Genomic DNA, 18,319 nt, shown 5'->3' on the forward strand with positions numbered 1-18,319 from the left:
TTGTCATCTATAAGCATATTAGAAAAAATAGAATCTCTTCCTCCCCTTCCTAAGACAATTAGCGAAATAGAGGAGTTTAGAAGAAAAAGTGATAAAGAAGCGTTTGAATTATTACAAATTGTAGAAAAAGATGCTCTAATTATTTCTACATTATTAAAAATCTCAAATTCAGCAATGTTTGGATTTAGATCAAAAGTAGAAACACCAAGTAGAGCAATTAATCTTTTAGGAATTAACTTTACGATTTCTATTGCTATTGGTGGAACAGTACAAAATTTACTTATGTCAAATTTAGAACCATATGGTATTAGTAGTGATGATTTTATGAGAGCATCAAACTTATCTTCAACATTAGCTCATTTATGGGTTTCTAAATTTGATTATGATTTAAAAGAAGAACTTTTACTTCCTGCATTATTACAAGAAGCAGGGAAGTTTATTTTAGCTGATATTATAGTGTCAGATAAAAAGACAGAAATGTTTAAATCAAAGTTAGCACAAGGTGAAGATATTGCAGCAATAGAAAAAGATCTTATTGGATTATCTACATCAGAGATTACTGCTAAGATTTTCAGACACTGGAAATTAAGTGATAATTTAATTGATATGATTGAGTTTGTTGATGATGTTGAAAAATGTGATCCTTCAATCAAACAAAAAGCTCAAATATTAGATGTAATTAAAACTGCATGTAATGTTGTTGATCCATTAAGTGAAGAGAATTGTGCAAAAGCAATTGAAAAAGCTACTAAGTATGGATTACATACTAAGTCATTAGAAAAAGCTATAGAGACACTACAAGATAGACTACTAGATGAATAATTAAGGTTTTTAACCTTAATTATTTGAATTCATAATAAGCATTATCGCTATTTTTTGCCAAAGACATTCCATACTCAGATTTCTCTAGAATATTCTCTTTATCTCCCCATGTAACTGAAATTTGAAGTTCTGGTTTTATCTTTATATCTTCATATTCAATTTCAAAATCTTTTATTTTTTCAATTATATCTTTATATATTTCTTCATCACAAAAGAATCCAAGACTAGGACCTTGAAGTCTATATGTTGTTGATAATTCATTTATTTTTAGTGCAAATTCTTTAAATATTTCATTACCTTTTTCATAAGTATGTTTCAGGTTTATGTTTTTTAGATTATTAAAATAAAGTTCAACGAATAAAATCTTTTCATTCTCTTTTTTCTCTAAATCTTTTTTTAACTTATTTAGATTAAATAGTTTTGTAATAGAATCAATATAAATAGGAATACTTTTTAAATAGCTAATGATAATATTTATTAAATTTTGAACAATATAAGCTTTGTTTTTTTCAAATATATCCAAGAAGATATGTTCATATACTTTTGAGTAAGCCATTCTTAGTTTATACCCTTCCATTAAAGGAATCTCTACTTTTTTATAACCCAAATCAACTAATCTACATTTATGCTCACATAAGCCTTCTATAGCACAGAAAATTAGCCCATGGAATATCTCATTTGAAATAAATTGCTCAATACTTTTATTTAGTGAATCACTATCTAAACCCTCTTTTGTAAAGATTTCACTTACTATATTTGATAGTTTTTGATTGATGTTGTATTTCATTGTAACTTCAAATCTTTTAGCATACTTATCAATAATGCTATTACCAATCTCTTTATATCTTTTATCTTCATAAACTATATCATCAATCTTTATTTCTTCAACAAAGTTTTTCCCTAGATTTAATAGTACAATATTATTTAAATCTAAATATTCATTTTCAAGTAAAGATTTACCATTTATGCTTAGATATTTATAGTAATACTCTTTTGTTATCTCAATTGATTTGTTATCTTTATAAAAGGAATAATAAGCTGATAAAGATAAATATAGTTTTGAATATATTGCCATTAAGTGTGAAGCAATTTTATTAGTTTCTATATAATCAATAATTTTTGAGTGTAATTCATTTTTAATAGAATCATTTCTTACTTTTGTAAGTTTATTGATAATAACATCACATAGTGATAGTTTGAAGTATTCATGGTAATCATTATCGAACTTATCTTTTTTGATTAAGATATTTAAAATTTCTAATAGTTTTCTTTCATCAAATCCTTTAGAATAAAGAACTATTGATAAAATAGTTTGCATATTGATACTACTAAACTCTTTATTTGATATAAATTCATCTACAATTTGAGTATAGTTAAACTCTTTATTTGTATTATAATTATAAATATATGAGAAATTATCTATTAAATCTTCTTGGAATTCATCTAAAGATTTAAACTCTTTTATATCTTTGTGAGTAATCATTTTTTTATATAGTTCTAAGATGTCTTCAAACTTATTAATTATTTCTAAATTATTTACATCGTAATTGTTATTTAGTTTATAAATAAGATTTGATAATAAAGTTGTAAGAGAATTTAGGAAAACTATATAGTATTTAGTTTGATTTTCATCATTTGCAAAATTCGTATTTTTTGATAACTCATATCCATCGCATGTTTTTTGGAAGTAAAAATAAAACTCTTCTATTAAGTAAGAAAACTCTTTACCTTTGATATTTATAAATGGTATATGAGAGTAGTAAAATAGTAGCTTTCCTAAAATATTATTTAGTATATTTACTTTCTTTTCACTAAGTTTGATTCTAAATTTACTAATATTTATAGTTTCTGTTACTAAATCTATAAGTTCATTGATTGTTCTTTTTCTATATACGTCATTTGAATTAACAATGCAAACTTTATTTAATGTCTCAATTAATAATATATATTGAAAGAAAAGATTTTCAAACTCGTAAATTTCACCATTTTGTAAATAGGTATGAAGTTTGTTTTCATAATCCCTAAATAACTTTGCTAAATTTTCAAGGTTAAATAAATTATAACTTTTAAATAGATTATAATCTTTTCCAAACGATAGAAGATTTATAATTGTTACAATCTCTTTAAAAAAAATAGTTGAACTGTTATCCAAAATGTTATTTAATCTATCGTTTAAACTTTTTACTAAATATGTTTTAAAATGTAGGTTGTTATTTATTTCATGTTCTATATCAGAAGGTATTTCAAGTTCTTCTATATATAACTCTGAAATGTACTCTATTAGGGCATCATAGTCATCGTTTAAATCATATAAAAAAGATTTATTTGAATTGATTTGTATATTATATTTATTAAGTAGACTTTCAACTACTAAGTCTTCATTGTCCATATCTAAGTAAGCACTCGCGTTATTTGAAGAAATATCAGACATAATAACTCCCTAGGTAAATGTTATATATTATATTACTTTTTTACTTATAAACCTTGAAGAATGATATTCCACAAATACTCCACTTCTTCATCTGTGAAACTAATAAGTTTTTTTTCTTCAAAAAGTTCTTTTATTTTTTTTATTTCAAATACTTTACTATAAGTACATTTTGCATGAACAGGAAGAAAGCTTCTAACTAGTGATATATCTTTAGTAATAATGTTTTCACATAAAAGACATTCATAACTTGTATGAAGTCTTCCTTCATGCTCTAATAAATTTAAGTAGGTTTCACAAATTGCTCTTAGTGCATTTTGTTTTATCATAATATGAGTTAAGTGATCTAGAAGATAAAAATAGTATGGGTCTATTTCTTCTAAATCTTTTAAATGTGGATGAAATAGTTTTATGAATCTTTGCCAACAATACATTTTTTCATAATCTAAAATCCATTCAAAGCCTAATTGAATTACATCTTTTAATCTAGGAATGGCAGATTTTGTTGATTCAAGCTCAAAATCAATCTTATAACCTATATTGATATTTGAATGTCTAGCTCCATAAAACCTATATGTTGTATATAAATAGTTTTCTGTAAGGATTGTAACTATTAAATCATCATCTTTAACAGGTTTTATATCTATTATATATCCTTGCAAATGCTATTTGTCCTCTAACATCTCTTCAATTTCTTCAATGATTTCTTGACACTCTTCATCATCTATATTGCCTTCTTCTAAATCTTTAAGCATTTCTAGAAAATCATCTCTCATCTCTTGAATATTTGCTAATTCTTCTTTTGTTCTTTCATCATCTTTTTTTGATGCAATTAATTCAAATAATTCATCTATGTAGTCTTCAACATGAGTTAACACATCATTTTTTATTAATTGTTCTAGTTGTTTTTGAATAGTCATATTTACCCTTAATGTATAGTGTTTGGATTATAACAAAAAACAACTACTCTTTCCCTTGAATATTCATTAAAAATATATTTTAATTATGATATGATATTTAAAAATAATTATGTAAGGAAAATGTAAATGGCAGAATTTAATAATGTATCTATTGCAAAAGCTGCGAATATCTTATTCGAAGGTAATATTACAAGTAGAAGTATTGAATTTGAAGATGGTTCTAAAAAAACATTAGGAATTATGTTACCAGGTGAGTATGAATTAAATACAGTACATTCAGAGATTATGGATATTCAAAGAGGTAAACTTGAAGTTATGCTTCCTGCAGAAGATTGGGTTGAGTATGAAGGTCCAGCAACTTTTGAGGTTCCTGCAAATTCAAAATTTAGATTAAAAGTGCACTCTTTAGTAGACTATTGTTGTTCTTTTATTAAATAATCGTTTTCTTAACAATGCGGTATCAATCGCATTGTAAAAGAAAAAGAGTATCTTTAAATAAAATTAACTTTTAAATAATTGTTATTTCTTACTACTTTAAATTTAAATATAATCAAAAAAATCCCATAAAAACATCTTTTTTTAAGTATTCAATATATATAATAACTTTTATATATGGTTATTAAAAGCAAAATTAAATTAATCTTTTTATTAAACTTATTATTGTTAAATCTTAGTGCTCAAGAAATATTTAAACCTTTACCTACAAAAGTATCTTATGATAAAAACAAGGTAAAATTAGGAAGAGAACTCTTTTTTGATCCACTATTATCCAAATCAAGAAAAATATCTTGTGCTTCATGCCATAATTTTTATGGAGCTGATAATAAGAAATTTAGTATAGGTGATAATAATAAAGTAGGAACAATTAATACTACTAGTTTATTTAACGCTACTTTTAATTTAAGCCTTTTTTGGAATGGTAGAGCTAATAATTTAAAAGAGCAGTTATTAGATGGTCCACTTTTTAATAAACATGAAATGAATATAACAAAAGAGAGTATGGAAAAGAGGTTAAAAGCTTCTTTAAAATATCAAAAACTTTTTTTTAACGCATATGGTAATAAACCAAATTTTAAAGATAGTATTGATGCAATAATAGCTTTTGAAGAAACATTAATTACACCTAATTCAAAATTTGATAAGTATTTAAGAGGTGAAATAAACCTTTCATCAGAAGAGAAAAAAGGCCTTGAATTATTTAACTCTTATGGATGTGTTTCTTGTCATAATGGAATAAATATTGGTGGAAACTCTTATCAAAAGTTTGGAACAATAGTAAATTATAATGTTGTAAATAGTGATAGTTTTTGGGAAGATAGGTTTCATCATACTAAAAATCCAAAAGATAAAGATATTTATAGAGTTCCAAGTCTAAGAAATATTGCTAAAACTGCACCTTATTTCCATTCAGGAGATATTTATGATTTAAAACATGCTATTAGTTTAATGGGATATTATAATCTTGGCGTTTTGATTAAACATGAAGAAGTTGAGCTAATTGAATCTTTTTTAAAGACATTAACTGGTGATTTACCAAAAACATGGATTGAGAGGTAAATATGAAAAGATTTAATTTAAAGTTTTTATTTTTGCTTATTCTTTCTTTTTCTGTTTTACTTTTGGCTGTTAATCTAAAAAAAGATTTAGATAAATTTAATAAAGATTATAATCAATTAGTTCAAAATATTTATAAGATTAAATACAATGTAACTAGTCATATTCAAGAGATTAAAAACTCTATTATCTTTTTGCACTATAATAATGACAATATCGTCTCTAAAATAAAAGAAAATAGGGCTTTTATAGAGAACTTGAAATACAATGAAAACTATCCTAAAACATTTAAATTGATTGGTGATTATCAAATTGAATATAAAAAATTTGAAGAACTTACATACGATTTTATGCAAAAAAATGCAAAAGTAAAAAACTCTCTTACTAATCTTAAAAGAAATATCAGTACTAAAACAGAGTTTGATTTAAAGTACTCATCTAAACTGATGGATATTGTTTCAGAGTTTATTCTTTTAAATAGTTCTTATGATTTGAAAAAAAATATAGATAGACAAACATATTTATTTTTTAAATATTATGAAAAAGTTGATAACCCAAATTATGCTTTGATTTTCTTGCATGTTGATTTACTTTATAAAACTATACCTGAGTTAAAAGAGTCTTTAAAAGATATAGAACAAACAAAACTTTTAGAGATAAACGACTTAATGTTTACTACTTTAGAAAAAGAGTCTAAGGTACTTAGAAAAAAAGTGCAACTTAAATTTTATATAGTACTTTTTGCTTACATTTTATCAATAGTTTTAATTTTATATTATATTGATAAGTCAAGAAGAGATACTAAAAATATTATAAAACTAAAAGATAAAAATGAAAAGAGTTTATTGTATGATGATTTAACTGGTCTATTAAATAGAACATCATATTCATTGGATTCAAAAGGTGATGATAAAGCTATAATTTTGATTGATATAATAGATTTTAATAAAGTTAATTCTCTAATTGGTTATGAAGGTGGAGACTTTTTATTGAAAGATATTTCTGACTTTTTAAAGTTTAGATTCACGAAAGTTTATAGAGTTGGAGTTGATCATTTTGCAATTATTTTTGAAGATAAGAGTTTAGATGAATTGATTGTTATATCAAAAGAGCTTTTATTAGAACTTGATAATAATAAATTTGTGTATAGGTCTATTGATGTGCCAGTTAGTATAAATATTGGTATTTCAAATATTCAGTCTTACTTAAAAAATGCAGAAATTGCAATCTCTAAAGCTAAAAACAGTTATGAAAGAATAAATATTTACAGTAACCAAATGAATGAAAAAGATGATACTTTGAAGAACTTCTCTATGCTTACAAAAGTTAAACAAGCTATTGAAGAAGATAATATTAGACCTTTTTTTCAGGCTATTGTAGATTTAAAAACAAAAGAAGTTGTAAAGTATGAAGCTTTAGTAAGATTGATTGATGAAGAAAATAAAGCCATTAGTCCATTTTTCTTTTTAGATATTACAAAAAAGTCTAAACTTTATCCTGAAATTACAAAAATTGTAATCAAAAAAAGTATAGAGTTTATTAATCAAAAAAGAAAAGCTGTTTCAATTAACCTTTCTTATCAAGATATTATTGATACAAATACTTTAGAGTATATTTACACAACATTATCAAATAACAAAGAAATAGCATCATATATAACTTTTGAGATACTTGAAAGTGATGAAATTGATAATTATGAGTATATATATGAATTTATTGAAAAAATTAAATCTTATGGCTGTAAATTAGCAATTGATGATTTTGGAAGTGGTTACTCTAACTTTACTCAACTTTTCAATATGAAACCTGATATTGTTAAAATTGATGGTAGTTTGATAAAAGATATAAATACAAATGAAAATTCAAAAAATATTGTTGAAGCTATAATACATTTATCTCAAAAAAGTAATATTCAAACAGTTGCTGAATTTATTGATAGTAAAGAAGTAGAAGAAACGATAATAAAACTTGGTGCAAATTTAGGTCAAGGTTTTTACTATGCAAAACCTGAAGATATATTAAAAAATAAATAAAAAAAGGCAAAAGCTAAAAGCTTTTACCTTTCTAAATCTTATTGGTATATATAGATTAAGCTTCTACAGCTACTTCTACAGGAGTACCTTCCCAAATACCATGCTTAGTACAGTATCCGTGAGCAACTAAGTTTAATTTCTTACCAGTTGGGATAATTGTAAAAGTTGTAGTATTGTGAGCTTTAACGTTTCCTAAAGTTCCTGGAACGTAAGTAGCTTTAGCTAATAAAGTTTCACCGTTGAATAATGATACAGACTCAATGTAGTGATCGAAATCATCTGGGTGAGTATACTCGTTACCCATTTTAACAGTTACTTCAAATGGCTCACCTGCTTTTGCAGTCTCAGCACAGTGAATAAATGGTGAGTGTCTATCAATTAAATCTTTTTTTGCTTCTCTTTCAACAGTATCAATGTCAACATATTTATTAATTTTTGGCATGTTTTCTCCTAATAATTTTAATTTGACTTATATTATACAATAATTTTCTTAAAAATAAATAGGATAAAAACTATCCTATTTAAAAATGTAACTTTTCTGCAACAAAAAAGGGCATGTTTTATTCTTCTTTGGTATAATTTCGTATGAATAAAGAAGATTATTTTATAAAACAGTTTTCAAATAGTAAGTTTATTGGTGATGACGCTGCTGCTATAGGCAAATGGTCGTATTCAATGGACGCATTTTTTGAAAATGTGCATTTTAAAAAAGAGTGGATGAGCTTAAAACAAATAGCTTATAAATCTATGATAGTAAATATCTCTGATGCAATTGCAATGAACTCTTATCCTAAATATGCTTTATTAAGTGTAGCTATTCCGAAGTCTTATACAAATGATGATTTAAAAAGTTTAGCAAAAGGGTTTAAAAAAGCTGCAAAAGAGTTTAATATAGAAATCATTGGTGGAGATACTATCTCAAATGAAAAGCTTGATATTTCAATTACTATTATTTCAAAAATAAAAAAACCCATATTTAGAAGTGGTGTAAAAAAAGATGATTTAGTTTGTTTTACAGGTGATTTAGGAACTTGTAAAAGAGATTTAGAAAAGCTTTTTAATAATGAGAAGATTTCTAAAAAATCTAAATTTATAAAACCAAAACTAAATGCAGATTTCTTTTATGAAGCTTCAAAATATATTAATGCTTCTTTAGATATTTCTGATGGTTTATTTTTTGAACTAGAGCGTTTATCAAAGCAGAGTAAAGTAGGGTTTGAATTTTTTGAAAAAATTAGCGATGAGGTTGGAACTTCGGGTGAAGAGTATGAAATACTTTTTACTTTTGAGGAAAAAAATCGTAAAAAATTAGAAAAAATCGCAAAAAAACATAATGTAAAGCTAAATATATTTGCAAAAGCTATTGATGGTAGTTTTAAAACAGAAGCAAAAAATCATCACTTTTAATTAAATTAAGGAAAATTATTGGAACAATTACAAAGATATTTAAATCATGCAAAGATTGATGTGGTATTTAAACAAACAAAAGACGACTTTGTTGTAACAGAGATACCTTTATACGAATTCTCGGGGGAAGGTGAACATCTTATTTTAAAAATAAGAAAAAAAGATTTATCAACTTGGGATGCTGTTGAGATTATTTCAAATCATGTTGGTTGTAAAGTAAGAGATATCGGATACGCAGGTTTAAAAGATAAAAATGCAATGACAGTTCAGTCTATTTCTCTTCATAAAAGTTTTGAAGATAAAATAGATAATTTTGATCATCCAAATATAAAAATCTTAGAGAAAACTTACCATAATAATAAAATTAAAGTAGGGCATTTAAAAGGAAATAAATTCTTTATTAGATTAAAAAGAGTTAACCTTGTAGATCAAAGAAAAATAGAACAAGCTTTAGAAAATATTGTTACTCTTGGTATGCCAAACTATTTTGGCTTCCAAAGATTTGGAATAGAGGGTGATAACTATCAAAAAGGTAAAGATATTATTGATGGTAAATTAAAAGAGAAAAGAAAGAATTTAAAGCAAATGTATATTAATGCTTATCAAAGTTATCTATTTAATTCTTGGCTTTCAAAAAGAATAGAAATTTCAAAGTTAGTTGATGCCTTTGAACCTAAAGATATTTGTGAAAAATTAAATTTACCACTAGATGTTGTAAAAGAAATGAAAAAACAACCACATCCATTTAAGCTAGTAACTGGAGATTTACTTTCTCACTATCCTTTTGGAAAAATATTCTGTATTGATGATTTAGAAACAGAATCAAATAAGTTTTATGAAAGAGATAGAGTTCCAACAGGTCTTTTAGCTGGTAAAAGAGTTAAAAATAGTGAAGGCCTAGCATATGAGATTGAAAAAGAGTTTGATGCTAAAACTTTTCAAGATGGAGCAAGAAGATTCGCATGGGTTTTTCCAGAAGAAGTTGAGAGTAATTATAAAGAAGATAAGAACTGGATGGAGTTACAATTTTATCTTCCAAAAGGTTCTTACGCAACAGAATTAATTGCAGAAATAATCCATTAGTAATAAAAAACTGTTTTTTCTTTTCATTAAGTAAAAATAGGTTAAACTCATGTATTAAGTATATTCGAGGAAAACATATGAAGTATGAAGAGCTAATACATGAGTTGTGTGATGTTATAAAACAATCAGAAAATAACGCTACATTAATATATGAAAATCTACAAAATATATCAGACTCTACAGAGAGTTTAAATGTTATAGAACATGAAAAAAACAAAATTAGAAAACAAATCTCAGATGCAATGGGACATCTTCAACATCAAGATTTATATAGACAAAGAATAGAAAAAGTTGTAAATTTTGTTTGTGAAAAAAATGATATAGATAAATCTCAATACAATCTTGCAAATAGTGCAAAAAATATTGATAGTGATGATAATCTAAGTGAAGAAGAACTAGAAGAACTTATAAAACAAATGCAAGCTTAGTAGTACTATCTTTCTAGTTCAACTAAGTTTTTACCTTTTCTTTTAGCTTTATATAGGGCAATATCTGCTCTAATTATTAAAGATTCATGATTATCTTCTTTGTTTTGGATACTAATACCTATACTTGTAGTAATACTTTTATTTTTTAAAAACTCATATTTTTCAATTTTTTGTTTTAAAGCATTTGCTAAATTTACAATATTCTCTTCATTTGCATGAGGAACAATAAGTAAAAACTCTTCTCCACCCCATCTTCCAAGTATATCAGTCTCTCTAATAGAGCTTTTTAATAGTCTTGCAAACTCTTTTAAAACAATATCTCCTGTTTGATGACCATAATTATCATTGATTTGTTTAAAATCATCAATATCAAAAATCATTACAGCATAACAAGTTCCATATCTTCTTAAGTTTTTATTTGAATTCTCTAAGATAGTATCCAAATATCTTCTATTATAAATTTGTGTTAATTTATCAGTTATTGAAATTTCTTTTATATCTTTTAGTGCTTTTTCTAGCTCGGCAGTTCTTTCTTTTACTTTTATTTCTAAGACTTCATTTGCTTTTTTAAGTTCTGTAATTTCTCTTGAAACTCCAAAAATTCTAATAATATCTCTTTTCTCATCTATAACAGGAAGTATTGTTGTATTCCAATATCTTTTTTCGTTACTCTCATTTACATTATGAACTTCTTCATAAGAAATTGGTTTATTTAGATTTAAACACTTTTCATAAGTTTTTTTTACTTTATTGTATGTATCTGTATCAAGTAAGTCTTTTAGACAGATATCTTCAACTTGATGTTTTTCAAGTTGAAGAGTTTGAAGTAAAGATGGATTTACTCTGTTTGTAGTAAACTCACCATCTTTTGTTTTTGTTAGGATAAACATATTATCATTAGATGTATTCCAAAGAGCTCTAAATAAAAGTAACTCTCCTTCTATTATGGTTTTGTCATCAAAACTACTATGTTCTATCAAAGGTTTATCCTTTTATTTTTTACAGGCATCCTCTTTTAAATGATTTAAATTACCAAATATTTTAAGAGTAGTTATCTCTACATCTTTTGCTTTTTGATTAAGTGATTCATTTGCCTCTTTATTTGCATTTGCATCAACTAAAGATTGAAGACTTGCTCTAAATTTATCTGTAAGCTCAGTTAGTTCTTTCATTGTTTCAGGGTTTTGTTTTTTACCTGAATTTTTATGCTTTTCACACCAAGATTTAAGAGTCGAATCTTCTTCTACTTTCCAAGAGTTAAAACTTCCCAATTTAGAATAAGTTGAATCTTTTCTAGTAAGTAAATCTACTTTAAGTTCTGCTGTATCATAAACTAAATCAACATCACAAACTTTATTTAAAGATTCTTTTAAGAAAGAAGCTCTTGATGCTGCTGTTACAAGAGAGTTTGACATACTAGCAATATTTTCAGCCATATGAGAAATTTCACCTGCAACTTGTGCATTTTTCTGAGTTGCTTGATCTAAAGTATTGATTGCATCATTAATTTGAATAATACCTTTTTCTTGTTCTTTAGAAGCAGTTGCAACTTCTTCAATAGTTACAGTTGTATTTGAAATATTTTCATTTAGCTCTTTATATCCTTCAATCATTTCATCAGATATAACTTTACCTTCTTGTGCTTTGTTTGTAGCTGCTTCAACTATTGCTTTAATCTCTTTTGCAGCTTCAGCACTTCTTGAAGCAAGGTTTCTTACTTCTTGAGCAACAACTGCAAAACCTTTACCAGCTTCACCTGCTGTTGCTGCTTCTACTGCCGCATTTAATGAAAGAATATTTGTTTGGAATGCAATTTGGTCAATAACTTCAATTGCTTCATTAATTGAACTTACTTGTGTATTTATCTCATCCATAGACCCAGCAGTTCTATTTGCTAAGCTTTCACCTTTTTTAGCTGAGTTAGTTACACTTTGTGCAAGCTGTGACATTCTAACTGTTGCTTGTGTATTTGACTGAATATTTGCTGTAATCTCTTCAAGTGCTGCTGCTGTTTCTTCAAGTGAGGCTGCTTGTTGGTTTGAAGATGCAGAAAGATTATTTGAAGCACTAGATAAAATATTTGTATTCTCTTTTAAAGAATCTCCCGTATTCATAATCATAGCTAAAATTTCAGATGTATTATTTCCTACAAGTTTAATACCAGATGCTAATGAACCTAAATCACCATAAATTCCTTTATCATCAATTTTATAGTCAAATTTAGACTCAGAGTATTTTCTAAGTGTTTCATTGATTTTATCTAAGGTTTCTTTTGTATGGGAAATCATAGAATTTAGTTGATTTTTTAGATTTTCAACATGTGGATTTGAGGCTGTACTTTGAACTTGATAAACAAAGAATCCACTTGCTGTTTTTTCTAAAATATCATTAGCTTCTTCAATTACTATTGCATCTTTTTTAAGTCCGGCTCTAACTTTATCCATATAAGCATTAAATAAATCAGCTACTTCACCAACTTCATCTTTTGATTGCACATCAAGTGTAATTGTAGGGTCATTTGATTCAAGAAGTTTTTCAAAACCAGTTTTTAAATCACCAATTGTATTAGTAGCTCTTTTAACAATAAAGAATACAAATAAAATAGTAATCCATCCAGCTATTGTTGCAACAACTAAAATATGAACTAATAAATCCCAGATTTCATCATCAGCTTCATCTAAAGAGAATGTTAAGTCCATTACACCAATAACATCACCTTCTGCTTGGTTCGCATGACATAATAAACACTCTTGTGATGCAATCATTGGTTTAACCATTCTTAATGCATGGCCATTGTCATCATCTGTTTCTAATAATAAAGGTTTTTTTGTATCAAATGTTTTTAAGATTTCAGGATCTGTAGTAAATAAAGCGCCCTCTGTAGGGTACATTTCCATTAAAGCTTTACTCTTTGCAACTGTTAAGTTTTTTACACCTTTAATTTCTCTTGCATCATCTTCTGCTTTTTTAATTTGAGCAGGGTCTCCTGTATTCATCGCATTTCTTAAACTTTGGAACATTGCAGCATTTAACATTTCCAAGTTTTCTTTTGTGTTTTGAATCGTATTTCTACTAACTTCTTTAGTACTAAAATAAACAATTGTTAACGTACTAATAGTAAGTAAAACCAATAGAGAAAATATGATTTTATTACTAATCTTTTTCGTCACTAAATCAAACATTCTTGCAGCCTTTAATTTTAAGTGTATTTATTATATAATCTAATTTATTTATAAAATATTAAATATAACATAAAATTTAACAAAAAGTGAGAAAATGATTGTAGGTCTTGAAGGGAAAATAACTAAAAAAGAGCCCACATTATTAAACATTAATGTAAATGGCATAATATACGAAGTACATGTGTCTCTAAACTGTTCTCAAAGAATCACAGATAATCAAATTTCACTACACATAACTCAAATAATAAGAGAAGATGCACATACTCTTTATGGCTTCTTGGATCCTAATGAAAAGAAGCTTTTTGATACAGTAATTAAGATCAATGGTGTAGGTCCAAAAGTAGCACTGGCAATTTGTTCTACATTTACTCCAAACTCTTTTTCTCAAATAGTAACAGACAATGATGTATCAATGCTAAAAAGGGTACCTGGAATTGGTCCAAAAGGTGCAAGTAGAATTTTAGTAGAGTTATCTGGATTTATTGTTGATAGTGATGATGGTTCAGAAGAACACAATCAAACTGCATCTGCTTCATTAGAAGCTGCCCTTGCATTAGAATCTTTAGGATTCAAAAAAGATATGGTTTCAAAAATCTTAAAAACTTGTAAAGCTACAAATACTAGTGACCTAGTAAAAGAGGCTTTAAAAAAATTACAAAAATAAAATCATAAAAGGAATTTAATGAAAATAGCAATAGTTTTCGGTGGGATAAGCTTTGAACATGAGATTTCAATAGTAAGTTCAATAGCTATGAAAGATGTTTTAAAAAATGAATTAGTTTATATATTTTTAGATGAAAATAGAGAGTTCTATCATATCCCAACTGATGTAATTAAATCAAAACTTTTTAGTTCAGGGGACTATAAAAAATTTGATAAATTAAGTATTGCAAGAAATGGTTTTTATAAAAAGGGTGGTTTATTCTCTAAAGAAAAACCTTTAGATTTTGATATTGCTTTAACATTAATGCATGGTGGTGATGGTGAAGATGGTGTAGTAGCTTCACTTTTTGAATTCTACAATATTCCATATTTAGCTCCAAGAGTAGAGGCTTGTGTTGTTAGTTCAAATAAGTTTTTAACAAAAGGTTATGCTTCTTCTGTTGATGTAAATGTTGTTGATTATAAATATTTTACAAAAGGTGATAAAGTAGAGATTGAACAATATCCTGTAATTTTAAAGCCAGTTAAATTAGGTAGTTCAATTGGTGTATCTATTGTAAAATCAAAAGAAGAATTAGATTATGCTTTAGATGTAGCATATGAATTTGATGATGCAATTATTATTGAACCATTTATTAGTGGTGTAAAAGAGTATAATTTAGCTGGTACTAAAGTAAATGGTGAATTTAAATTCTCTATTCTAGAAGAACCTCAAAAAGCTGAATTCTTAGATTTTGATAAGAAATATTTAGACTTCTCAAGAACATCTAAAGCTAAAGCAGTAGACTTAGGAGAAGAGTTAAATACAAAAGTAAAAGAATCATTTAAAAGAATTTATAATAACTTATTTGAAGGTTCAATAATAAGATGTGACTTCTTTGTTATTGATGATGAAGTATATTTAAATGAAATTAACTCAATTCCAGGGTCAATGGCAAACTATTTATTTGATGATTTTAATGCTTTATTAAATGAAGTAGCTTCAAATCTTCCAAAAAGAAAACACATTCCAATTTCATATGAGTATGTAAATAAAATTCATAGTGCTAAAGGTAAGTAGTTTTGGCTAAAAAGAGTGTATGTATAGAAAATAAAGAGTTTGAGATTTCATATGATTTAGTAAATCCAAGTGCAAAAAAAGATTTTATTGTGTTACATGGATGGGGATCAAATAAAGAGATTATGAAAAACTCTTTTGGTTCATATTTGAAGGATTTTAGACATATCTATATTGATATGCCTGGATTTGGCAAAAGTCCTACTTCTTATGAACTAACTACACCTTTATATGCAAAAGTAATAGAAGAGTTTTTATTGCAGTTAAACTCTTCAAAAGACATAATCGCTGGTCATTCTTATGGTGGAAAAGTAGCAACACTTTTAAAGCCTAAAAATTTAGTATTATTAAGTACAGCAGGAATTTTAGAAGAAAAACCTTTCGATGTTAAATTTAAAATTGCTATGTCTAAGTTTTTTAACTCAATTGGCTTAGGTAAAATCACAAAAGCATTTAGAAGTAAAGATGTAAATACAATGAGTGAAAATATGTATGCTACTTTTAAAAATGTTGTAAATGAAGATTTTAGTTCAAACTTTAAAGCTTTTGAAAATCAAGCTTTAATCTTTTGGGGAGAAAAAGATACAGCCACTTCCTTAGATTCAGGTAAAAAAATAGCCACTTTAATAAACAACTCAACATTTATATCATATGATGGTGACCATTACTTCTTTGCTAAAAATGCAAAAGATATTAGTGAGAGAATAGAAAATGCAATACCTTGAATATTTTAATATATTTACACACATAGTTTTAATAATGAGTTTAGGTTGGTACCTTATTACTAACCTTCAATGGTACAACTACAAAATCGAAAGAGTTGTTTTAAAACACCACAAATGGCAGTGGCATATTACTTACTTCTTAGCTCCAATCGTTCTTTTTTATCTGATTCCTGAACTTTATTATGCTATTTATTTTTATGCTTTATATTTAGTAAGCTTTGTTTTATGGAATAAGAAACTAGATAGACCTTTGGTTTTAACAGCAAGAGTTAAAAGATTTTTAACAATACTTTTATTTACAACGTTTATATTAACAGCACTTTGCTTGGCTAGCCAAGAGTGTTCAAATAAATTTATTTTTGCACCATTACTTTTAGCTTATGGTATTTCAACTATTTTAGAAAAGATATTTTTTATATCTTTTAAACATAAAGCAAAACAAAGATATGAAAATATTAGAGGTTTAAAAACAGTAGCTATCACAGCCTCTTTTGGTAAAACATCAATCAAAAATTTCTTACATCATGTTCTTAAGAATAAGTACAAAACATACAAAACACCAAGGTCTGTAAATACAATAGCTGGAATTGTATTAGATGTAAATAGAGACTTACCTGATGATACACAAGTTTATATTGCAGAAGCAGGTGCAAGAGTAAAAGGTGATATTGAAGAGATTGCAATGTTTTTAGAGCCACAGATTTGTGTAGTAGGTTCTATTGGTGAAGCACATATTGAATACTTCAAAACAATTGATAATATTATTCATACAAAAATGGAACTTTTAAAATCACCAAAAATGGAAATGGGATTTGTTCATGAGTCTACACATATAAAAGATTATGATACTATCACTAAATTTCCAAATGGTTTACATGTAACAAAAAGTGATTTAAATGGTATTTGGTTTGATGTGGAAGTAAATGGGCAAATTGAACATTTCCATGCTCCTGTTCTTGGAAGCTTTAATGCAATCAACTTAACAGCTGTAATTTTAGTAGCACATCATTTAGGTATGAGTATAGATGAGATTAAATTAGCACTTCAAGACTTACCTCAAGTAGAGCATAGACTTCAAAAAATAGAAGCAGGTGGAAAAGTAATTATTGATGATTCTTTTAACGGTAATATAGAAGGTATGTTAGAAGGAATTAATATTTGTTCTTCATATGAAGGAAGAAAAGTAATTATAACACCTGGTTTAGTTGAGTCAACAGATGAAGCAAATATGTTACTTGCAAATGCAATTAATGAAAAGTTTGATTTTGCGATTATTACAGGGGATTTAAACTCTCATTTACTAAGTTCAAATATTGATGAGAATAAAGTATTTATTTTAAAAGATAAATCAAAAATGGAAGAGACTTTAGCAGAGAAAACTAGGTCAGGAGATTTAATCCTTTTTGCAAATGATGCACCAAATTTTATATAGGATAACTAAATATGGAACACTTATATGCCCCATGGAGATACTCTTATGTTAGTGAAGAAAAAATTGAAGGTTGTGTTTTTTGTCACATTTCAAAAAATTTAGATAATGAAAACCTTCAAGTTTTATTCCATGATGAGTATTGTTATGTTGTTATGAATAAGTTTCCTTATTCTCCTGGTCATATGATGGTAATACCTCATTTTCATACTGATAAAATAGAAGAACTAGATGATAAAGTTTGGGAAGTTATGAGTGTAAGAGTAAGACAAGGTGTAAAGCTTCTAAAAGAAGTTATGCCTTGTGAAGGTGTAAACATTGGAATGAACTTAGGAAAAGCAGCAGGTGCAGGAATAGAACAACATGTTCATTATCATATGCTTCCAAGATGGCTTGGGGATACTAACTTTATTAGTTCAATTGGAGGTAACAGAGTTTACCCTGCAAATTTTGATGAGATTTTTAACAAATTAAAAAATAGTGCATCAAACTACTTCTTATAACTACTTGCTTAATTAAATTATAATATAATATTTCCACATATTTTATCTACAAAAATACAAAATATTAATATATTATTTAAAAAAT

18 protein-coding genes are annotated in these 18,319 nt (G+C 26.5%); 12 read left to right on the plus strand and 6 right to left on the minus strand.

From position 1 onward, the window contains the following. Entirely contained in the window at positions 1-822 is an 822-nt protein-coding gene (locus ACH5BF_RS09940; protein ID WP_423274085.1) for an HDOD domain-containing protein, read from the plus strand. A 19-nt stretch (positions 823-841) separates the two neighbouring features. On the opposite strand, the gene ACH5BF_RS09945 is transcribed toward ACH5BF_RS09940, so the two are convergent. Genes ACH5BF_RS09945 through ACH5BF_RS09955 form a run of 3 tightly spaced genes read right to left on the minus strand, consistent with a single transcriptional unit; the run spans position 842 to position 4,170 of the window. Next, complete coding sequence (locus ACH5BF_RS09945) at positions 842-3,253, minus strand: hypothetical protein (protein WP_423274086.1); 2,412 nt, start codon at positions 3,251-3,253, stop codon at positions 842-844. Positions 3,254-3,297: 44 nt separating this feature from the next. Continuing rightward, positions 3,298-3,912: a recombination protein RecO gene (recO, locus tag ACH5BF_RS09950; RefSeq protein WP_423274087.1), complete on the minus strand. Its 615-nt coding sequence runs from the start codon at positions 3,910-3,912 to the stop codon at positions 3,298-3,300. Between the two features lie 3 nt (positions 3,913-3,915). Continuing rightward, on the minus strand, positions 3,916-4,170 hold the full coding sequence (locus ACH5BF_RS09955) for a hypothetical protein (RefSeq protein ID WP_423274088.1): 255 nt from the start codon (positions 4,168-4,170) through the stop codon (positions 3,916-3,918). A 126-nt stretch (positions 4,171-4,296) separates the two neighbouring features. Here ACH5BF_RS09955 and ppnP point away from each other — a divergent pair, with 126 nt between their 5' ends. The 3 genes from ppnP to ACH5BF_RS09970 all read left to right on the plus strand — a co-directional run bounded on the left by ppnP (position 4,297) and on the right by ACH5BF_RS09970 (position 7,757). After that, positions 4,297-4,608: a pyrimidine/purine nucleoside phosphorylase gene (gene ppnP, locus ACH5BF_RS09960; RefSeq protein WP_423274089.1), complete on the plus strand. Its 312-nt coding sequence runs from the start codon at positions 4,297-4,299 to the stop codon at positions 4,606-4,608. 222 nt (positions 4,609-4,830) lie between these two features. Further along, positions 4,831-5,727 (plus strand): cytochrome-c peroxidase, encoded by an 897-nt coding sequence (locus tag ACH5BF_RS09965; protein WP_423274090.1) that lies wholly within the window; start codon positions 4,831-4,833, stop codon positions 5,725-5,727. Positions 5,728-5,729: 2 nt separating this feature from the next. After that, entirely contained in the window at positions 5,730-7,757 is a 2,028-nt protein-coding gene (locus tag ACH5BF_RS09970) for an EAL domain-containing protein (RefSeq protein WP_423274091.1), read from the plus strand. A gap of 55 nt (positions 7,758-7,812) precedes the next feature. Here the strand turns inward: ACH5BF_RS09970 and ACH5BF_RS09975 are convergent, their stop codons facing one another. Beyond that, on the minus strand, positions 7,813-8,199 hold the full coding sequence (locus ACH5BF_RS09975) for a class II SORL domain-containing protein (protein ID WP_423274092.1): 387 nt from the start codon (positions 8,197-8,199) through the stop codon (positions 7,813-7,815). Between the two features lie 143 nt (positions 8,200-8,342). On the opposite strand from ACH5BF_RS09975, the gene ACH5BF_RS09980 reads away from it, so the two are divergent. The 3 genes from ACH5BF_RS09980 (at position 8,343) to ACH5BF_RS09990 (ending at position 10,675) form a co-directional block, all read left to right on the plus strand. After that, a complete protein-coding gene (locus tag ACH5BF_RS09980; RefSeq protein ID WP_423274093.1) occupies positions 8,343-9,164 on the plus strand; it encodes a thiamine-phosphate kinase in 822 nt (273 codons plus the stop codon). Positions 9,165-9,182: 18 nt separating this feature from the next. Then, on the plus strand, positions 9,183-10,247 hold the full coding sequence (gene truD, locus ACH5BF_RS09985) for a tRNA pseudouridine(13) synthase TruD (RefSeq protein ID WP_423274094.1): 1,065 nt from the start codon (positions 9,183-9,185) through the stop codon (positions 10,245-10,247). Positions 10,248-10,324: 77 nt separating this feature from the next. Further along, positions 10,325-10,675, plus strand: a complete 351-nt coding sequence (locus tag ACH5BF_RS09990) for a hypothetical protein (protein ID WP_423274095.1) — start codon at positions 10,325-10,327, stop codon at positions 10,673-10,675. Positions 10,676-10,680: 5 nt separating this feature from the next. Here the strand turns inward: ACH5BF_RS09990 and ACH5BF_RS09995 are convergent, their stop codons facing one another. Continuing rightward, positions 10,681-11,655: a diguanylate cyclase gene (locus ACH5BF_RS09995; RefSeq protein WP_423274096.1), complete on the minus strand. Its 975-nt coding sequence runs from the start codon at positions 11,653-11,655 to the stop codon at positions 10,681-10,683. 12 nt (positions 11,656-11,667) lie between these two features. Beyond that, positions 11,668-13,857 (minus strand): methyl-accepting chemotaxis protein, encoded by a 2,190-nt coding sequence (locus ACH5BF_RS10000; protein ID WP_423274097.1) that lies wholly within the window; start codon positions 13,855-13,857, stop codon positions 11,668-11,670. A 94-nt stretch (positions 13,858-13,951) separates the two neighbouring features. Between ACH5BF_RS10000 and ruvA the strand changes: the two genes are divergently transcribed. Genes ruvA through ACH5BF_RS10025 form a run of 5 tightly spaced genes read left to right on the plus strand, consistent with a single transcriptional unit; the run spans position 13,952 to position 18,234 of the window. Continuing rightward, positions 13,952-14,521: a Holliday junction branch migration protein RuvA gene (gene ruvA / locus ACH5BF_RS10005; RefSeq protein ID WP_423274098.1), complete on the plus strand. Its 570-nt coding sequence runs from the start codon at positions 13,952-13,954 to the stop codon at positions 14,519-14,521. 18 nt (positions 14,522-14,539) lie between these two features. Continuing rightward, positions 14,540-15,580 (plus strand): D-alanine--D-alanine ligase, encoded by a 1,041-nt coding sequence (locus ACH5BF_RS10010; RefSeq protein WP_423274099.1) that lies wholly within the window; start codon positions 14,540-14,542, stop codon positions 15,578-15,580. A gap of 2 nt (positions 15,581-15,582) precedes the next feature. Next, the gene (estV, locus tag ACH5BF_RS10015) at positions 15,583-16,302 is read left to right on the plus strand and encodes an EstV family lipase (protein ID WP_423274100.1); all 720 of its coding nucleotides are present in this window, start codon (positions 15,583-15,585) and stop codon (positions 16,300-16,302) included. Beyond that, positions 16,289-17,734, plus strand: coding sequence for a Mur ligase family protein (locus ACH5BF_RS10020; RefSeq protein ID WP_423274101.1), 1,446 nt, complete (start codon positions 16,289-16,291; stop codon positions 17,732-17,734). Before estV ends, ACH5BF_RS10020 begins: the two co-directional genes overlap by 14 nt. Before the next feature lie 11 nt (positions 17,735-17,745). After that, positions 17,746-18,234, plus strand: coding sequence for an HIT family protein (locus ACH5BF_RS10025; protein ID WP_423274102.1), 489 nt, complete (start codon positions 17,746-17,748; stop codon positions 18,232-18,234). Positions 18,235-18,319 lie beyond the last annotated feature (85 nt).

Origin of the sequence: Arcobacter pernae, from assembly GCF_049472135.1 — a bacterium.
In the GTDB taxonomy this organism is placed as follows: Bacteria; Campylobacterota; Campylobacteria; order Campylobacterales; family Arcobacteraceae; genus Arcobacter_B.

What these genes read in the sequence shown, in the direction of transcription:
- ACH5BF_RS09970 (WP_423274091.1), top strand. Translation starts at nt 5,730, where the DNA reads ATGAAAAGATTTAATTTAAAGTTTTTATTTTTGCTTATTCTTTCTTTT.
- ACH5BF_RS10025 (WP_423274102.1), top strand. Translation starts at nt 17,746, where the DNA reads ATGGAACACTTATATGCCCCATGGAGATACTCTTATGTTAGTGAAGAA.
- ppnP (WP_423274089.1), top strand. Translation starts at nt 4,297, where the DNA reads ATGGCAGAATTTAATAATGTATCTATTGCAAAAGCTGCGAATATCTTA.
- ACH5BF_RS09975 (WP_423274092.1), bottom strand. Translation starts at nt 8,199, where the DNA reads ATGCCAAAAATTAATAAATATGTTGACATTGATACTGTTGAAAGAGAA.
- ACH5BF_RS10020 (WP_423274101.1), top strand. Translation starts at nt 16,289, where the DNA reads ATGCAATACCTTGAATATTTTAATATATTTACACACATAGTTTTAATA.
- ruvA (WP_423274098.1), top strand. Translation starts at nt 13,952, where the DNA reads ATGATTGTAGGTCTTGAAGGGAAAATAACTAAAAAAGAGCCCACATTA.
- ACH5BF_RS09945 (WP_423274086.1), bottom strand. Translation starts at nt 3,253, where the DNA reads ATGTCTGATATTTCTTCAAATAACGCGAGTGCTTACTTAGATATGGAC.
- ACH5BF_RS10010 (WP_423274099.1), top strand. Translation starts at nt 14,540, where the DNA reads ATGAAAATAGCAATAGTTTTCGGTGGGATAAGCTTTGAACATGAGATT.
- ACH5BF_RS09980 (WP_423274093.1), top strand. Translation starts at nt 8,343, where the DNA reads ATGAATAAAGAAGATTATTTTATAAAACAGTTTTCAAATAGTAAGTTT.
- ACH5BF_RS10000 (WP_423274097.1), bottom strand. Translation starts at nt 13,857, where the DNA reads ATGTTTGATTTAGTGACGAAAAAGATTAGTAATAAAATCATATTTTCT.
- ACH5BF_RS09990 (WP_423274095.1), top strand. Translation starts at nt 10,325, where the DNA reads ATGAAGTATGAAGAGCTAATACATGAGTTGTGTGATGTTATAAAACAA.
- ACH5BF_RS09955 (WP_423274088.1), bottom strand. Translation starts at nt 4,170, where the DNA reads ATGACTATTCAAAAACAACTAGAACAATTAATAAAAAATGATGTGTTA.